General features: G+C 66.7%; 15 protein-coding genes. 8 read left to right on the forward strand and 7 right to left on the reverse strand.

The window, feature by feature from the left end; all coding sequences use genetic code 11:
* Positions 1-7: 7 nt before the first annotated feature.
* Positions 8-1,879, reverse strand: coding sequence for an ABC transporter ATP-binding protein/permease (locus HUW10_RS08975; RefSeq protein ID WP_174503185.1), 1,872 nt, complete (start codon positions 1,877-1,879; stop codon positions 8-10).
* Between the two features lie 34 nt (positions 1,880-1,913).
* On the opposite strand from HUW10_RS08975, the gene HUW10_RS08980 reads away from it, so the two are divergent.
* On the forward strand, positions 1,914-2,771 hold the full coding sequence (locus HUW10_RS08980; RefSeq protein ID WP_174503186.1) for an NUDIX hydrolase family protein: 858 nt from the start codon (positions 1,914-1,916) through the stop codon (positions 2,769-2,771).
* 59 nt (positions 2,772-2,830) lie between these two features.
* Here the strand turns inward: HUW10_RS08980 and HUW10_RS08985 are convergent, their stop codons facing one another.
* Entirely contained in the window at positions 2,831-3,499 is a 669-nt protein-coding gene (locus HUW10_RS08985) for a glutathione S-transferase family protein (RefSeq protein WP_174503187.1), read from the reverse strand.
* Between the two features lie 141 nt (positions 3,500-3,640).
* Here HUW10_RS08985 and HUW10_RS08990 point away from each other — a divergent pair, with 141 nt between their 5' ends.
* On the forward strand, positions 3,641-4,897 hold the full coding sequence (locus HUW10_RS08990; RefSeq protein ID WP_236656299.1) for a molybdopterin-dependent oxidoreductase: 1,257 nt from the start codon (positions 3,641-3,643) through the stop codon (positions 4,895-4,897).
* Between the two features lie 13 nt (positions 4,898-4,910).
* Positions 4,911-5,261 (forward strand): sulfite--cytochrome C oxidoreductase subunit B, encoded by a 351-nt coding sequence (locus tag HUW10_RS08995; protein WP_174503188.1) that lies wholly within the window; start codon positions 4,911-4,913, stop codon positions 5,259-5,261.
* A gap of 30 nt (positions 5,262-5,291) precedes the next feature.
* Here the strand turns inward: HUW10_RS08995 and HUW10_RS09000 are convergent, their stop codons facing one another.
* Complete coding sequence (locus HUW10_RS09000; RefSeq protein WP_174503189.1) at positions 5,292-7,103, reverse strand: cation:proton antiporter; 1,812 nt, start codon at positions 7,101-7,103, stop codon at positions 5,292-5,294.
* A 188-nt stretch (positions 7,104-7,291) separates the two neighbouring features.
* On the opposite strand from HUW10_RS09000, the gene gorA reads away from it, so the two are divergent.
* The 3 genes from gorA to HUW10_RS09015 are packed head-to-tail and all read left to right on the forward strand — an operon-like array spanning position 7,292 to position 11,286.
* Positions 7,292-8,677: a glutathione-disulfide reductase gene (gorA, locus tag HUW10_RS09005; RefSeq protein WP_174503190.1), complete on the forward strand. Its 1,386-nt coding sequence runs from the start codon at positions 7,292-7,294 to the stop codon at positions 8,675-8,677.
* Between the two features lie 50 nt (positions 8,678-8,727).
* Complete coding sequence (locus tag HUW10_RS09010) at positions 8,728-10,134, forward strand: class II 3-deoxy-7-phosphoheptulonate synthase (protein WP_174503191.1); 1,407 nt, start codon at positions 8,728-8,730, stop codon at positions 10,132-10,134.
* On the forward strand, positions 10,135-11,286 hold the full coding sequence (locus HUW10_RS09015) for a nicotinate phosphoribosyltransferase (RefSeq protein ID WP_174503192.1): 1,152 nt from the start codon (positions 10,135-10,137) through the stop codon (positions 11,284-11,286).
* A 9-nt stretch (positions 11,287-11,295) separates the two neighbouring features.
* Here the strand turns inward: HUW10_RS09015 and HUW10_RS09020 are convergent, their stop codons facing one another.
* Entirely contained in the window at positions 11,296-11,691 is a 396-nt protein-coding gene (locus tag HUW10_RS09020) for a YidB family protein (protein WP_174503193.1), read from the reverse strand.
* Between the two features lie 53 nt (positions 11,692-11,744).
* Positions 11,745-12,062: a hypothetical protein gene (locus HUW10_RS09025; protein ID WP_174503194.1), complete on the reverse strand. Its 318-nt coding sequence runs from the start codon at positions 12,060-12,062 to the stop codon at positions 11,745-11,747.
* On the opposite strand from HUW10_RS09025, the gene HUW10_RS09030 reads away from it, so the two are divergent.
* Positions 12,061-12,255, forward strand: coding sequence for a hypothetical protein (locus tag HUW10_RS09030; RefSeq protein ID WP_174503195.1), 195 nt, complete (start codon positions 12,061-12,063; stop codon positions 12,253-12,255). The two genes, HUW10_RS09025 and HUW10_RS09030, sit on opposite strands and share 2 nt — an antisense overlap.
* The gene (locus HUW10_RS09035) at positions 12,252-13,916 is read left to right on the forward strand and encodes an NAD+ synthase (RefSeq protein ID WP_174503196.1); all 1,665 of its coding nucleotides are present in this window, start codon (positions 12,252-12,254) and stop codon (positions 13,914-13,916) included. Before HUW10_RS09030 ends, HUW10_RS09035 begins: the two co-directional genes overlap by 4 nt.
* A 27-nt stretch (positions 13,917-13,943) precedes the next feature.
* On the opposite strand, the gene HUW10_RS09040 is transcribed toward HUW10_RS09035, so the two are convergent.
* On the reverse strand, positions 13,944-15,368 hold the full coding sequence (locus tag HUW10_RS09040) for a Hint domain-containing protein (protein ID WP_174503197.1): 1,425 nt from the start codon (positions 15,366-15,368) through the stop codon (positions 13,944-13,946).
* A gap of 665 nt (positions 15,369-16,033) precedes the next feature.
* A complete protein-coding gene (locus HUW10_RS09045) occupies positions 16,034-16,303 on the reverse strand; it encodes an HU family DNA-binding protein (protein WP_174503198.1) in 270 nt (89 codons plus the stop codon).
* Between the last annotated feature and the right edge of the window lie 297 nt (positions 16,304-16,600).

Raw genomic sequence — 16,600 nt, forward strand, 5'->3', positions numbered from 1 at the left:
GGCCGCATCAGGCCGGGGTTGCCGCGGAGCCGAGCGGCAGCTCGCGGGTGCGCGGGCCGGTCGCCAACCCCTGCTCGGCCGAGGCCGCCTCGATCTGCTCGGACTGCGCCGCCCACATCGCGGCATAGATGCCGCCCGCGGCGAGCAGCGAGGCATGGGTGCCGCGCTCGACGATGTTGCCATCGCGCAGGACAAGGATCTCGTCGGCGTCGATCACCGTGGACAGGCGATGGGCGATCACCAGCGTGGTGCGGTCGCGCGCGACCTGCCGCAGCGCGGCCCCGATATCCTGCTCCGTCGCGGTATCGAGGGCGCTGGTCGCCTCGTCGAGGATGAGCAGGCGCGGGTCCTTGAGGATGGTGCGGGCGATGGCGACGCGCTGCTTCTCGCCGCCCGACAGTTTCAGGCCGCGCTCGCCCACCGTGGTCGCATAACCCTGCGGCAGCGACATGATGAAATCGTGGATCTGCGCGAGGCGCGCCGCCCGCTCGACCTCCGCATCCGACGCCCCGGGGTGGCCATAGGCGATGTTGTAGCGGATGCTGTCGTTGAACAGCACGGTGTCCTGCGGCACGACGCCGATCGCCCCGCGCAGGCTCGCCTGGGTCAGGTCGCGGACGTCGATGCCATCGACCAGCACCTCCCCCTCGCTCACGTCATAGAAGCGGAACAGCAGCCGCGAGATGGTCGACTTGCCCGACCCCGTCGGCCCGACCAGGGCGATCTTGCGGCCCGGCTCGGCGCGGAACGAGATCCCGTGGAGGATTTCGCGGTCCGGGCTGTAGCCGAAGCGGACATCGACGAACTCGACCGGCACGGGAGCCCCCCGCGCCGGCAGCGTCTTCGCATCCGCCCGGTCGGAAATCTCCTGCGGCGTGCGCAGCAGCGCAAACATCTGCTCCATGTCGACGAGCCCCTGCTTCAGCTCGCGATAGACGAAGCCGACGAAGTTGAGCGGCTGGTAGAGCTGGATCAGGTAGGTGTTCACCAGCACGAACTGGCCGACATTCAGCCGCCCGGCGACGACGCCGTTCGCCGCCATCAGCATCAGCACGGCGAGGCCGGTGGCAATGATCGCGGCCTGGCCGAGATTGAGCGCGTTGAGCGTGACCTGCGAGCGGACCGCCGCCGTCTCGTAGGCGGCGAGGCTCGCATCGAACCGCACGCTCTCATGCGCCTCGTTGCCGAAATACTTCACCGTCTCGAAATTCAGCAGGCTGTCGATCGCTTTTGTCTGGGCGGCGTTGTCGGTCTCGTTCATCTGCCGGCGGAACTTGATGCGCCAGGAGGTGAAGCCGAAGGTGAAGGCGAGATAGCCGCCCACCGCGGCGAGCGTGATCGCGGCATAGGCCCAGTTGAACATGTGCCAGAGAATGCCGACCGTCAGCAGCAATTCGATCAGCGTCGGCACCACGTTGAACACGGCAAGCCGCAGCACCGTCTGGATGCCGGTGGTCCCGCGCAGGATGACGCGCGAAAGCCCGCCGGTCTGGCGGTCGAGATGGAAGCGCAGCGAGAGGTTGTGCAGATGCTCGAACGTCTCGCGGCTGATCACCCGTGCCGCGCGCTGCTGCACGGCGGCGAACAGCGCGTCGCGCAGCTCGCCGAAGCCGGACGAGGCGATGCGCACCAGCGCATAGGCGACAATCAGCGCCGCCGGCACGGCGAGCGGGCCGGCCTTCGACGAGAGCGCGTCCACCGCCCGCGCATACAGGATCGGAATGACGACGGTCGCCACCTTGGCGAGCACGAGGCAGAGCGAGGCGAGCACGACGCGCAGGCGCAGGCCGGGCTCGCGCCGCGGCCAGAGATAGGGCAGCAGTGAACGCACCGTCGCGAGGCTGCTTTCACTCTTGGCAATGTCTAATGTTCGGGCCATCTCCGGCAGATGGCATGTGAGACGCGGATTGCAAATGGCGAGTAGTGCTGAGCAGGTATCGGCGGGGTTGCTGGCGCGCATCGCCGAATGCCGGACGGCGGTGCTGCCCGGGCAGCGGACACCGCTTCTGATCGGCGAGGCGCCGGTCGGCTATGTCGGCGCCGCACTCGCCGCCGACATGGGCGATTATGCGCGCCCGCATCCCGGCGGGCTGAGCATTCTGCCGGAGGTCGCCGCGCGGCTGAACGATATCGCGACCCCGCTCGGCCCGGCGCACGGCTTCCGCACCCGCGGCGAACTGTTCGACGTCCGCGCCCGGATCGACGGTCCGGTGCTGGCGACGCTGGACCGCGGCGCGCTGCCCGCCTTCGGCGTCATCGGCGTCGGCGTGCACCTCAATGGATATGTCCAGCGGGCGGACGGGCCGCATCTGTGGATCGGCCGGCGCAGCCCGACCAAGAAGCTCGATCCCGGCAAGCTCGACAATCTGGTGGGCGGCGGCGTGTCCGCCGGCATGGGCGCGTTCGACACGCTGGCCAAGGAAGCGGCCGAGGAGGCCAGCATCCCCCCCGCCGTGATCGCCCGGGCGCGGCCCGTCGCGCGGATCGCCTATGACATGGAGCGCCCGGAAGGGCTCCGGCGCGACCTGCTGGTCTGCTACGATCTGGAGCTGGACCCGGATTTCCGCCCCGAGGCGGCGGATGGCGAGGTCGAATCCTTCACCCTGATCCCGGCGCGCGAGATGATCGGGATCATCGCCGGGACCGACGAGGTGAAATTCAACGTCAACCTCGTGCTGATCGACTTCCTGCTCCGCCACGGCGTGCTCGGCGATCCCCACGGGCGGCTGCGCGCGGCGCTCGCCGCCCATCCGCCTTCCGCCGGAGACTGACGCGCGGCCGGCGGGCGAGAGTCAGAGCATCATCCGATCCAATCGGATCGGAAAGTGCTCTAGAAATCCAGATCGGCGTAATGCGGCGGCGGGGTGAAGCCGGAAACCCGGTCGTTCAGCAGCGGCCGAAACGCCGGGCGGGACTTGATCCGCGCATACCATTCCCGCGCCGCCGGGTTCACCGACCAGTCGACATCGCCGATGAAGTCGAGAGCCGAGAGCTGTGACGCGGCGGCGAAATCGGCGAGCGAGAGATTGGCGCCGGCCAGATATTTCCGCCGCTCGGCGAGAAAGCCGATATGGCCGAGATGCGCGCGCAGCGCCGCATACCCCTCGCGGATGCGCGTGGGATCGGGCGCGCCGCGCTTGGCCGCCGGCTTCATCACCTTCTCGTACAGCAGGTTGCGCGAGACTTCGGTGGCGAAACGCTCGTCGAACCAGGCGGTGACCGCGCGAATCTCGGCGCGTTCGGCAAGGGTCCGCCCGATCAGCGAAATGTCCGGATAGGCCTCGTCGAGATATTCGCAGATCGCATTCGAATGCGGCACCACCAGCCCGTTTTCCTCGACCAGGGTGGGCACCGTGCCCGCCGGGTTCATCGCCAGGTATTCCGGCCGGCGTTCCCAGGTCTTTTCCAGCTTGAGTTCGAAGGGCAGCCGCTTTTCGGCCAGCACGAGCCTGACCTTGCGGGCAAAGGGCGAAAGCGGGAGATGATGGAGAATGCGCATGCAGGCCGGTTATCGCAGGACCGCAGGGCTGTGCAAGACCGCTGACGCACCGGGATGAAAATTACAATTCCGTCGCGCGGGAGATACAAACCGGGCGCAGCCTCGCCGCATCAGGAAGAATCGTGATGAGCGAGGCAGACGATGAGCGAGACAGACAGGGATGCGCCAGCGTCCCACGCCATGACACAATCGCGCCGGTCGGCGCTCGCCGGCGGGGCCGCCATCGCTGTGCTTGCCGCCCTGCCCCGCGGGGCGCGCGGCGCGACCGTCACCCTGCCCTTCGGCAACGGCGAACGACCGCTCGTGCCGGCTGGAACCTTTCCGCAAAAGGGCGAGATGATCCTCCAGCGCACGCGGCCGCCCTTGCTGGAAACGCCCTTCGCCGTGTTTGGCGACAATCTCTACACGCCGAACGACCTCGCCTTCGTGCGCTGGCATCTCGGCGACATGCCGACCTCGGTCGATCCCGCGACCTACCGGCTGCGGATCGGCGGCGCGGTGCGGCGGCCCTACGAGCTGACACTGGAAGACCTCGTGCGCGGCTTTCCCCATCGCCGTCTCGCGGCGGTGAACCAGTGCGCCGGCAACAGCCGCGGGCTCATCGAGCCGCGGGTGGCGGGTGCGCAATGGGGGAACGGCGCGATGTTCAACGCGATCTGGACCGGCGTGCCCCTGCGCGCGCTGCTCGCCCGCGCCGGGGTCAGCCCGAAGGCCACCCATGTCGCGTTCCGCAGCCTCGAATCGGGCGGCATCTTCCCGCCCGATATCCAGTTCGAAAAGGCGCTGCCGCTCCGCCGGGCGAATGACGGCGTCACCATGGTCGCCTTCCGCATGAACGGCGCCTACCTGCCGCTGCTCAACGGCTATCCGCTGCGCCTGGTCGTGCCCGGCTGGTTCTCGACCTACTGGATGAAGATGCTCACCGAGATCGAGGTGCTCGAACATCCCTCGACCGATTTCTGGATGGCCAAGGCCTATCGCATCCCCGACCGGCCGGATGGCGGGATGCGTCCGGACGAAACCGGGGTGAAGATGGTCCCGATCGGGCCGATGCGCCCGCGCAGTTTCTTCACCGGCATCGCGAACGGCGCCCGCGTGCCGACGTCCGGCGCGCTCACGCTGCGCGGCTTCGGCTTCGGCGGCAACGCCGCCCTCCGCGCGATCGACATCTCAGAAGACGCCGGCGCAAGCTGGCGCCCGGCCACGCTCGGGCCGGATCACGGCCCTTACGGCTTCCGCGAATGGCACGCCGTCGCGCGGTTTCCAAAGGCCGGCGACTACCGGCTGATGGTGCGGGCGCGCAACGTCGCCGGCCAGATGCAGCCGATGCGCGCGGTCTGGAATCCCGGCGGCTATCTCTACAACCAGGTCGAACATGTCGATGTCGTGGCCGGCTGAAGGAGACCTAGTCATGATCCGCCCCCTCCCGCTCCCCCTCCTGCTCGGCGCCGCGATCGGCCTCCTCGCCTGCGGCACCGCCGCGCGCGCCGCGCCAGCGGACACCGCCGCCGGCTTCGCGAAACGCACGGTCGACCTGCCCTCGCCCGGCGCGATGTTCTCCGGCACCGGCGCCGCAACCCTGAACCGCGACTGCACGATGTGCCACTCCGCCGGCTTCATCGACCGCCAGCCGCCCCTTGCCGCCGCAACCTGGACCGCGGAGGTGAAGAAGATGAAGGCGATCTTCGGCGCGCCCTATGCCGAGGCCGACATCCCGGCGATCGTCGATGCCCTGCTGGCGCGGCAGCAGGCCGCGAAATAGAGCACGTTCCGGTCAGGTGACTCCACCTGATCAGCCGCCCCGGTCCGCCTCGAAGAGGGATTGCAACTCGGCGACGCTCTGCTCGATGCTGGCGACCACGCGCGACGGATCGCCGGCAAAGCCCAGCGTTTCGGTGAGCAGCGCCTCGTCCCGCGCCCGGAACGTGGTAATGGTGCGCCCCACCTCCTCGGCCGGAACCCCGAGTTCGCGCAGCGCGCGCTCGCCGAGTTCGAGGCTCGATGCGAAGGTTTCGCGCACGATATGCTCGACGCCGCGATCCATGAGCAGCTGCGCATGGCGCCGGTTGCGCGCCCGGGCGAGGATCGTCAGATGCGGCAAATGGCGGCGGGCGAGATCGGCCACCCGCAGCGACGCCTCGGGATCGTCGAGGGCAATGACCAGCAGCTTCGCATTGCCCGCCCCGGCGGCGCGCAGCACGGTCAGCCGCGCCGGATCGCCGAAATAGGCGCGGGCGCCGAAGCGGCGGACGAAGGCGACATGATCGGCATTCTGGTCGAGGGCGACGAAGGGAATCCGCCGCACCGAAAGCAGCCGGCCGACGATCTGGCCAACCCGGCCGAAGCCGCAGATCAGCACCGGCACATCCTCTCCCGCCTCGATCGGGGTCGAGGGCGGCGCCTGGCGGCGGGCGATGCGCGGCATCACCCAGCGCTCGATGCCGGCGAAGCCGAGCGGAACCACGAGCATCGAGAGCGCGACCGTGAGCGTCGCGAGGCCCGACTGCGCCGGGCTCAGCACCCCGGCGCCGACAGCGGCGGCAAACACCACGAAGCTGAACTCGCTGCCCTCCGGCAGCGCCACCGCGAAGCGCAGCGCCGTGGCCACGTTGCGCCGCTTGATGAACGCGACGGCGAAGCCCACCGCCGTCTTCACCGCCAGCAGCACGACGACCGCGGCGACGATCCGCCATGGTTCCACGTGAAACAATGACACATCGACCGACATGCCGACCGAGATGAAGAAGAAGCCGAGCAGCAGGCCCTCGAACGGTTCGATATCGGCCTGGATGGCGTGCCTGAACTCCGAATCCGACAGCAGCGCGCCGGCCATGAAGGCGCCGAGCGAGGCGGACAGCCCGGCCCAATGGGCCAGCGCGGCGGTGCCGACGACGATCAGCAGGGTCATCGCGGTGAACACTTCGGGGGTACGACCGCCGCCGATCAGGCGAAAGATCCGGTCGGCCAGAACCATGCCGCCGAACAGGATCGCCGCGACCGCCAGCACCGCCCGCCCCACCGCGAGCCAGGGCACGTGATTGGCGAAACGCGCGGCGACATCCGCGGGCGCGGCCCCGGCGGCGATGTGGCTCGCCAGCGTGTTGCCGACGAGCAGCGGCACCACAGCCACGAGGGGGATGAACGCCATGTCCTGGAACAGCAGGACGGCGAAGGCATCGCGGCCGGACGCGGCGCTGAGCAGGTTCCGCTCGTTGAGCATCGGCAGGACGATCGCGGTGGAGGAGAGCGACAGGCCAAGGCCGATCACGGTCGCCGCCGGCCAGCCGAGCCCGGCGAGATGGGCCAGCACCGCGAGGATCGCCGCACTCGGGATCATGTGGCCGAAGCCGAGGCCGAGAATGGTCTTGCGCAGGATCCACAGCCGGTGCGGGCGGATCTCCAGCCCGATCAGGAACAGCAGCATGGTCACGCCGAATTCCGACACGCTGCGGATCTGCGACACGCCGGTGACGAGGCGCAGCCCGGCCGGGCCGATCACCAGCCCGGCGAACAGATACCCCACGATGCTGCCCACCCCGAGGCGGCGCGCCAGCGGAACCGTGACGACCGTGGCCGCGAGCAGGGCGACGAGGGTGATGATCATGCTGCGAAAATCCCCCGAAACAGGCATGGACGCAACGCGCGACGCGGATCGCCGGGAGCACGACCCTGCCACCGGCAGGCGGGCGCGCCAACTGCCCCGATCGCCGCAGCCACGGCTTTGCGTTTCCTTCCCTGGCCAATCGTGCGACATGTTGGCGAACAGGATGTCGGCAAGACGGGGTTGTCCGGATGAATCACGATTTCGATCTCTTTGTCATCGGCGGCGGTTCGGCGGGCGTGCGGCTCGCGCGGATCGCGGCGGGGCATGGCGCGCGCGTCGGCATCGCCGAGGACCGGCACTGGGGCGGCACCTGCGTCAATATCGGCTGCGTGCCCAAGAAGCTGATGGTGATGGCGGCGGAATACGGGCTCGGCGCCGCCGATGCGCGGGGCTTCGGCTGGGACATGCGCGCCGTCGCGCATGACTGGCCCGGCTTCATCGCCGCCAAGGATCGCGAGATCGGCCGGCTGAACGGCGCCTATACCGGGCTGCTGGAGCGGGCGGGCGCGAAAATCTTCAACGCGCGGGCGCGGTTTCTCGGCCCGCACACGCTCATGGTCGGTGAGCATCACGTCACCGCGGACCGGATCGCGATCGCGACCGGCGGCCAGCCGGTCCGGCTCGACATTCCCGGCGCGGAACTCGCGATCGTCTCGGACGATGCCTTCCACCTGCCGGCGCGGCCGGAGCATGTCGTGATGATCGGCGGCGGCTATATCGCGGTGGAGTTCGCCGGGATCTTCGCCGGCCTCGGCTCGAAGGTGGACATCGTCTACCGCCAGCCGCTGCCGCTGCGCGGGTTCGACCCCGACCTGCGGGCCGGGCTGGCCGAGGCGCTGGCGGCGAACGGCATCGGCGTGCATCACGGGGTATCCCCGGTGCGGATCGAGGCTTCGGGCGGGCGCAGGCGGCTGCATCTGTCGAACGGGCATGCGATCGAGACCGATTGCGTGTTTCTCGCCACCGGGCGGGCGCCGAACGTGGCCGGGCTCGGGCTCGACCAGGCCGGGGTGATCGCCGGGCCCGGCGGCGCGATCCCGATCGATGAAGACTACCGCACCAATGTCCCGCACATTTTCGCGCTCGGCGACGTGACCGACCGGCTGAACCTGACCCCGGTCGCCACCGCCGAGGGCCACGCGCTGGCCGACACGCTGTTCGGCAACCGGCCGCGCCGCATCTCGCTCGCCAACGTGCCGAGCGCGGTCTTCTCGATCCCGCCGCTGGCCAGCGTCGGCCTCACCGAGGACGAGGCGCCGGAGGGGGCGAAAGTGTTCGTCGCCCGGTTCACGCCCATGCGCCACACGCTGAGCGGCCGCGCACGCAAGACGATGATGAAGCTGATCGTCGACGCGCAGACCGACCGCGTGCTCGGCGCGCACATGCTCGGCGAGGATTCGGCCGAGATCATGCAGGGGCTTGCCGTAGCCATCACGGCCGGAGCGACCAAGGCGGATTTCGACAGCACGATCGGCATCCATCCGACCGCAGCGGAGGAATTCGTCACCTTGCGGACCGAGACGCGGCGTGTGGATCGCGGCGGCGCGACCGCGGCGACGCGGGCGGCGGAGTAGCGCGCGGCCCCGGTTTTGTCTTATGAGGTCGCTTCTCCAAGGAGATCGCCATGAACGACGCTGATACGACGATGCAAGATCCGGCGGGCTGGAGCCCGGAATCCTGGCGGGCGAAGCCGATCAGGCAGGTGCCGACCTATCCCGACGCAGCCAAACTCGCCGCGATGGAAGCACGCCTGCATGGCTATCCGCCGCTCGTCTTCGCCGGCGAGGCGCGCCGCCTGAAAGCCTCGCTCGCGCTGGCGGCCGAGGGCAAGGCGTTCATCCTGCAGGGCGGCGACTGCGCCGAGAGCTTCGGCGACTTCACCGCCAACGTGATCCGCGACACGTTCCGCGTGCTGCTGCAAATGGCCGTGGTGCTGACCTTCGGCGGGTCGGTGCCGGTGGTGAAGCTCGGCCGCATGGCCGGCCAGTTCGCCAAGCCGCGCAGCTCCGACACCGAGACCGTGGACGGCGTTACCCTGCCCTCCTATCGCGGCGACATCATCAACGGGCCGGACTTCACCGCCGAAGCCCGCATTCCCGACCCCGCACGGATGGAATTCGGCTATTTCCAGTCAGCCGGCACGCTCAACCTGCTGCGCGCCTTCGCCTCGGGCGGCTATGCCGACCTGCACCAGGTGCATCGCTGGAACCTCGATTTCGTCCGCCGCTCGCCGCTCGCCGAGCGCTACCGCGACCTCGCGGCGCGGATCGACGAGACGCTGCAGTTCATGGCGGCCTGCGGCATGACCAGCCAGTCCACCCCGCAGATCCACGAAACCGAGTTCTACACCAGCCATGAGGCGCTGCTGCTGCCCTACGAGCAGGCGCTGACCCGCGTCGATTCCACGACCGGCGATCATTATGCCTGCTCGGCGCATTTCCTCTGGATCGGCGACCGCACCCGCCAGCTCGACGGCGCGCATGTCGAGTTCATGCGCGGCGTGAAGAACCCGATCGGCATGAAGGTCGGCCCCAGCATGGACGAGGACGACATGCTGCGGCTGATCGAGCGGCTCGACCCGGCGAACGAGGCCGGGCGGCTCACGCTGATCGCGCGGATGGGGGCCGAGCAGGTCGCGGCGAAGCTGCCGCGGCTGGTGCGGGCGACCAAGCGCGAGGGCCGCAAGGTCGCCTGGCAGTGCGACCCGATGCACGGCAACACGATCACCACCTCGGGCAAGGTGAAAACTCGCCGGTTCGACGCCATCCTGTCCGAAGTCCGCGGCTTCTTCGACATTCACGAGGCCGAGGGGACAAATCCGGCCGGCGTCCATGTCGAGATGACCGGGCGGGACGTGACCGAATGCGTCGGCGGTGCGCGGCAGCTTTCCGAGGCCGATCTCGGCGCGCGGTATGAAACGTTCTGCGATCCCCGGCTGAATGCCGAGCAGTCGCTCGAACTCGCCTTCCTCATCGCGGCGGAACTGAAAACCCGCCGCGCCCCCCGCGGCACCGCGATCGCCGCCGAGTAAATGACCCGCGCCGCACGCCGGGCATCGCCGCGCCCCGATCTCGACGCCGGGATCGCGGCGCAGACCGATGCCTATTTCAACCGGACGAGGGCGATCGTCGCCCGATTCGGCGATGCGCGGGTCACGTATGCCGTGTTCATGCGCCGCCCCGTCGTCTCCGCGCCGATGCTGATGCTGCGCTGGCTCGACGAGGTGATCGAGGCACGGGGCGAGCGGATCGAGGTTGAACTCGCCCGGCCCGAGGGATCATGGGTCGGCGCCGGCGAGCCCATCGCCTATGTCACCGGCAGCTTCGTGGCGCTGGTCGATCTCGAGACGATCCTGTTGCAGAAGCTCGGCCCGGCCTGTGTCGCCGCGCACAACGCCTATCAGATGTGCGCCGCCCTGCCGAAGGCGGCGTTCCTTGCCATGGAAGCACGCCATTGCGCCGGTGCCGAGATGGAAGAGATGATGGCCTATGCGGCCGCCGTCGGCTCCCGCGCGGCGCGGGCCGAAGGGGCGCGCGGCTTCATCGGCAACGCGACCGACGCCACCGCGCATTATTTCGGCGCGCCCCATGGCTACGGCACCATGCCCCATGCCCTGATCGGCTATGCCGGCAGCACGGTGCGGGCGGCCGAGATGTTTCACGAAACCTTCCCGGAGTCCGACCTCACGGTGCTGACCGATTATTTCGGCCGCGAGGTGACCGACGGGCTCGCCGTCTGCCGGCGGTTTCCCGAGCTGGCCGATGCCGGCCGGCTGTCGATCCGGCTCGACACCCATGGCGGCCGCTTCCTCGAAGGGCTCGACCCGCAGGAAAGCTATGCGGTGATGGAGCGGCACGCGCCGGGGGCAATCCGCCGGTATCGCAGCCACAACGAGCTGCGCTACCTGATCGGGACCGGTGTTTCCGCCGCCGCGATCTGGCGGCTGCGCGAGGTTCTGGACGATGCCGGCTTCATCCGCGTGAAGATCGTCGCCTCGTCCGGCTTCGGCGTCGAGAAATGCAGCGTGATGGCGGATGCGCACGTGCCCGTGGACGTCGTTGGCACCGGCAGCTTCATTCCCGAAACCTGGAGCGAGACCTACGCCACGGCCGACATCGTCGCCTATGACGGCGAACCGCGGGTCAAGATCGGCCGCGAATTCCTGCTGCGCGAGCGGAGCTGAACGGAAGGCTCAGCTTGCGGCGCTGTCATCCGTCGTGTCGGACCCGGCTGCGGTCTGGCTGACGGCGGCTGGCAGATGATCGGCGATGAGCTGGGAAGCGGCCGAGGTATCGATCCCGAAATGGGCGGCAATCTTTTCCACCAGCGGATTGCCGAGCGCCTGCTGCACATCGGCGGCGCTGACCGGCATGTTGTCGCCCGTCCCGAGCCACGAGGCGAGATGCACGCCAAGTCCGCCCTGCTGGAGGTTTTTGGTAATATCGGACAGGTCGATGCCGCTGCCCTCGAGCGCGCTCGCCAGCCCGCCGCCCGCGGTGCCGCCGGCAAGACTGCCGACAAGGCCGGAAATACCGTCGAAAAGACCCATTTTCTGTCCTCCAGATGACGTGCAGCCGGAGCGTGCCATACGTTCCGGCTGCGAATCAAGCAGCCCCGGTCAGGGGCAGCCGGATCAGGTCATCACTTCTTCGCGGCGTGCAGATGATGCTCGACGGCAACCGTCTCGCAAACATAGGAGCCGTGCTTGGTCTTGCCGAAATACTTCGACTTGTCGGTGTGGAAGACCTTGCTGCCGCGTGCGTGCCAGACCACCGCGCCATGGCAGGCTGCCTTGGCTTCGCTGAGCGTCTTGTAGCCCGGCATTGCGACAGCGTGATGCTTCATCGCCATGGCTTCATGGGGCTTCTTGGTGGACGCCTGGGCGGTACCCGCAGCGGTCATGGTGAAGGCGAGCGCGAGCGCGGGGACGGTTGCGCGCAGGATCGTGCCGATGGTCATGGGAGAACTCTCCGATACAAGGTTGTCTGTTGACAAAGGGTTACCTTTTGTCACGCCGGAACGATTCACACAATCCGGCGTGACAGGTGAATTAACTACGAGTTGGGGCCAAATCATGGCAATTTGGAAACACTTCGTCACAAACGGTCATGCGATGACGGCGCGGGAAAAAAAGCCTATTTTGCCTTCATGACCGACACACTCTCTCTCGCCATCGCCCAGCTCGACCTGCATGTCGGCGCGATCGACCGCAATCTCGCCGCCATCCGCGCCGCGCGGGCAGAGGCAGCGGCGCGCGGCGCCGATCTGCTGGTGACGCCTGAACTCGGCCTCGCCGGCTATCCGCCGGAAGACCTCGTGCTCAAACCGGCCTTCGTCGCCGCCTGCGAGGCGGCGGTGGGCGAGCTTGCCCGCGACACCGAGGATGGCGGGCCGGGCATCATCGTCGGGCTGCCGTGGCAGACGGCGGAGGGGTTGCACAACGCCGCCTTCGTGCTGGATGGCGGGCGCATCATCGCCCGGCGCGCCAAGCACGAACTGCCGAATTACGGCGTGTTCGACGAAAAGCGCGTGTTCACTCCCGGCCCCGCACCGGGCCCGGTGGCGTTTCGCGGGTTTCGCCTCGGCGTCATGATCTGCGAGGATTGGTGGCTGCCGGCGGTGCCGGAAACACTGGCGGAAACCGGCGCCGAACTGCTTGTCTCGATCAATGGCTCCCCGTTCGAGGACGGCAAGCTCGGGGTGCGGCTGCAACTCGGGTTGCGGCGGGTGGTGGAGACCGGCCTGCCCTTCGTCTTCGCCGCGATGACCGGCGGACAGGATGAAATCGTCTTCGATGGCGCCTCCTTCGCCCTCAACGCCGATCGCTCGCTGGCGCTGCGGATGCCGCATTTTCAGGAAGCCGTCGAAACCCTGGTCTGGCGGCGCACCGCGCAGGGCCTCGTCGCCGAGGCGCGGCCGCTGCCGCCGGAGCCCGACCGGCTCGACCTCGTCTATCGGGCGATGGTGCGGGGCCTCGCCGATTACGTGAACAAGAACGGATTTCCCGGCGTGATCCTTGGCCTGTCGGGGGGTATCGATAGCGCGCTTTCGGCGGCCGTCGCGGTTGACGCGCTCGGGGCGGAGCGGGTGCGCGCGGTGATGATGCCGAGCCAGTATACCAGCGCGCACAGCCTCGAGGATGCGGAGCAGTGCGCGAAGCTGCTCGGCATACGCTGCGACACGGTGCCCATCAGCGCCGCGACGGCGGCGTTCGCCACCGTCCTGGAGCCACTCTACGAGGGTAGGGCGCCGGACATCACGGAAGAGAACATCCAGTCCCGCACCCGTGGGCTCATTCTCATGGCGCTGTCCAACAAGCTGGGACACATGGTGCTGACAACAGGGAACAAGTCGGAAATGTCGGTGGGCTATGCCACGCTCTACGGCGATATGTGCGGCGGGTATTCGGTGCTCAAGGATGTCTACAAGACGGCCGTCTTCGCCCTGTCGCACTGGCGCAACGCCCATCGCCCGGCGGACGGGCTCGGCCCGGCCGGGCCGGTGATGCCCGAGCGCGTGATCACCAAGCCGCCCTCGGCCGAGTTGCGGGAAAACCAGACCGATCAGGACAGTTTGCCGCCTTACGACGTGCTGGACGCGGTGCTGGAAGGGCTGGTTGAGGGCGAAAAATCGATCGACCAGCTGGTGGAAGCCGGCCATGACCGTGCGACGGTCGCCCGGGTCTGGAAACTGCTGGACAGGGCGGAATACAAGCGCCGGCAAGCCCCACCCGGCGTGAAGATCACCGCACGCGCCTTTGGCCGCGACCGCCGCTATCCGATTACCAACGGCTTCACGCGGCTGGTCGTCTGATCAGCAGCCCGGCACGGCGGGAGCCGCTTACTCCAGGGGGTAAGCGGTTTCTCCAGCCAGGCGCACCAGAAGCGTCGTCGCGCCCGCGGTGAGCGCTGCCGGAACCAGGGCGTTGCCGTTCGTCCACCGGCACGCGGTTTCGAGGCCGTACCAGCCCGCCGTCAGGAGCGGGCTGTCGAGTGCTACGGCTTCCGCCTTGCCCTCGCTGACCGTGAAGAGCTGCGCCACAGCGAGGCCGAGGACGCGACGATCTTCGGCATCGGGAAAGAGTTCAGCAGGCACCACGACCTTGGAGACAAGCTGGATATCGGCCGGTTCCGCGGGGAGTTCGACCGCGTAGGTCAGACTGTCGAGCAGTGAGACGGGGAGCGCCGCGCCCTTGGCCAGGGCGCGCAGCCCCGGATCTCTGGTGATGTCACGGGCGGGGAGACGGGAGTCGATTTTCGCGCGGATGGCCGCGAGAATCGGCCCCGTCTGGAGAACGGGCGCGCAACTGCGGGCCGCGTGCACCGGCGAGCCGGCATCAGCCCCACGCTCGGCCTCACCATCGGCGCTCTCGAACAGAAGGCGATTACCCGTATCCAGATAGGATTCGGCCGCCAGGCCCTCGGCGAGCAGGATATCATGCGTTTCAAGCTCGATATGGTAATAGGTCAGGTACCGGCGGGGGTCCTGCGTGATCGACCGCCCGTTGACCAGCGCTTTTGCCGGAACCAGGCACCCGTCGAGATAGATTGCGTGATCGGGCGAGAGCCACAAAGTCCGCTCGGGCAGGCCATCGGCAAATGCGCCACGATCGATCCGCACCGGCCAGACGGATTGCGGATGCGTGTGATCCCCGGCATCAAGACTGCGGCGCCCGACCCAGCGCACCGCCCGCATCGCCCCGGATCGGGTAATCAGCCGGTCGCCGCGATTCATGGTTTCAACCGGAATATCGCCATGCAGGCCGAGAATCCGTGTGCCCTCGAGAAAGCCGAGGGTTCCATCGACGCCAGCTTCCGGTTCGCAAGGAGAATCGGCGAGATCGTCGGGGCGCGAGAGCGTGAGGCTGGTCGCGAGGTCGGCCAGCCTGGCCTGGCCGGAGGCCTGCCCGGCGGCCTCCTCGCCACGCGATTCGGCCGATGGCGGGCACGGTTCGGACGTGATGGGGGCAGGCGTGATGGGGGCAGGCTCTGCCGGAACGCATGCGTCGCCTGCATCCGCCACGAACGACCCGGCCGCGACCGGGCCATGGGGTTCGAGCACCGACATCAGAAGTTCGTCGGCATATTGAACGGCGGCCGACACGCCGAGTTCGGAGTCGATCGTCCCAACAATGGTGATTGGGTCCACCTCCGCAGAGCGCAGGTCGAGAATCCCGACATTGCAACTATCCGGGCCGTGGAATGAATAGCGTGTTCCCGCCGGGGACTCCGCCGCATTCGCACCCAATCTCTTCGTTCCAGCCATGCTCTTCTCCCGCCGGAATTCAGTCTCGTAGCAGCACGAGATGAAGACCCGGTTAATCTCAAAACCTGATACAAATTTTTTAATTTTTTCATTTTTATAATTGTTAATTATTATATTATTTTTTTAGTAGATTTGCAAATTTCATTTTGTTGTTCATAGTTTTTTTATTATTTGCAGTTTATCAGAACAAATAGGAACAAAAAGGTATATTTTTAAATATTTACAAAATGAAGAATCAAATAAATTGACGGGAGATAGAGCAGTCTGCGATCCTTCCGGATCGGATATTAAGCTCAATGATATTGACGATTAGAGCATCATTCGATCAGATCGAATCATCTGATCGGACAAGAATTCCCTTATAATCAACAAGATAGGGGACGACATCCGATCCGGATGGGTCGGAACATGCTCCAGCCCCCCCTCCGACCAGATCACTCGATCCGAACAGATGATGTTCCAAAAAGAAAAGCGGCCCGTTTTAGGGGCCGCTTTATGTCTATCCAATAATTTTTATTTTTATTGATACTTGAGCATCATCTGATGTCACGGATCGGGACTCAAACCCCCTTACGAGGACCAGAGCATCATCCGATCAGATGGAGCCATCTGATCGGAACGTGCTCTAGCAGAGCCGTCTTGTGAACAGAGATACGACGGAAAGGTCAGACCAGCTTCTTGAGGGTCGGCGAAGCCTTGAAACGGACGGTCTTCCCGGCCTTCACCTTGATCTCCTCGCCGGTGCGCGGGTTCACGCCCTTGCGAGCCTTGGTCTTGCGGACCGTAAACGTCCCGAAGCTCGGCAGGGTGAATTTACCGTTTTTCTTGAGTTCCTTGACGATGGCTTCAATCAGGTCGGTGGCAGCGCGGTTGGCTGCAACGCCGGTGATCTCGGCAGAACCCTGAATAACCTCGGCGATAAACGCTTTCGACATGGTCGAAGCCTCTTTCCTGTCTAAGATCGGCTTTCGAGCCGATGCCGGCGTTTCCGGCGGGTTGGACAATCTGTCGTAACGGCCAACAACGAATCGGCCTGGCGCGATTCTTGTAGCGGTTCGGTGCATTTTTCAACACTCGAAAACGCATTTGCGCCATTTTTGGCTTCTGGAGCGGCTTTTAAACAAGGCCGCGCAATCGGAAATCAATAGATCATATTATTTATGAATATAATCTCCGCGATATACCGAAAATCTTAAACAAAGTCGCGCGCAGAGCGCCCGCCCCATCAGGCT

It is taken from the genome of Acidiphilium sp. C61, assembly GCF_905116885.1.
GTDB lineage: Bacteria > Pseudomonadota > Alphaproteobacteria > Acetobacterales > Acetobacteraceae > Acidiphilium.

Bases quoted from the DNA above. Each gene is read 5' to 3' on its own strand.
- HUW10_RS08980 (WP_174503186.1), top strand. From the start codon at position 1,914: ATGGCGAGTAGTGCTGAGCAGGTATCGGCGGGGTTGCTGGCGCGCATC.
- HUW10_RS09045 (WP_174503198.1), bottom strand. From the start codon at position 16,303: ATGTCGAAAGCGTTTATCGCCGAGGTTATTCAGGGTTCTGCCGAGATC.
- HUW10_RS09020 (WP_174503193.1), bottom strand. From the start codon at position 11,691: ATGGCACGCTCCGGCTGCACGTCATCTGGAGGACAGAAAATGGGTCTT.
- HUW10_RS08990 (WP_236656299.1), top strand. From the start codon at position 3,641: ATGAGCGAGACAGACAGGGATGCGCCAGCGTCCCACGCCATGACACAA.
- HUW10_RS09030 (WP_174503195.1), top strand. From the start codon at position 12,061: ATGGGAGAACTCTCCGATACAAGGTTGTCTGTTGACAAAGGGTTACCT.
- HUW10_RS09015 (WP_174503192.1), top strand. From the start codon at position 10,135: ATGACCCGCGCCGCACGCCGGGCATCGCCGCGCCCCGATCTCGACGCC.
- HUW10_RS09025 (WP_174503194.1), bottom strand. From the start codon at position 12,062: ATGACCATCGGCACGATCCTGCGCGCAACCGTCCCCGCGCTCGCGCTC.
- gorA (WP_174503190.1), top strand. From the start codon at position 7,292: ATGAATCACGATTTCGATCTCTTTGTCATCGGCGGCGGTTCGGCGGGC.
- HUW10_RS09010 (WP_174503191.1), top strand. From the start codon at position 8,728: ATGAACGACGCTGATACGACGATGCAAGATCCGGCGGGCTGGAGCCCG.
- HUW10_RS09040 (WP_174503197.1), bottom strand. From the start codon at position 15,368: ATGGCTGGAACGAAGAGATTGGGTGCGAATGCGGCGGAGTCCCCGGCG.
- HUW10_RS08975 (WP_174503185.1), bottom strand. From the start codon at position 1,879: ATGGCCCGAACATTAGACATTGCCAAGAGTGAAAGCAGCCTCGCGACG.
- HUW10_RS08995 (WP_174503188.1), top strand. From the start codon at position 4,911: ATGATCCGCCCCCTCCCGCTCCCCCTCCTGCTCGGCGCCGCGATCGGC.
- HUW10_RS09035 (WP_174503196.1), top strand. From the start codon at position 12,252: ATGACCGACACACTCTCTCTCGCCATCGCCCAGCTCGACCTGCATGTC.
- HUW10_RS09000 (WP_174503189.1), bottom strand. From the start codon at position 7,103: ATGATCATCACCCTCGTCGCCCTGCTCGCGGCCACGGTCGTCACGGTT.
- HUW10_RS08985 (WP_174503187.1), bottom strand. From the start codon at position 3,499: ATGCGCATTCTCCATCATCTCCCGCTTTCGCCCTTTGCCCGCAAGGTC.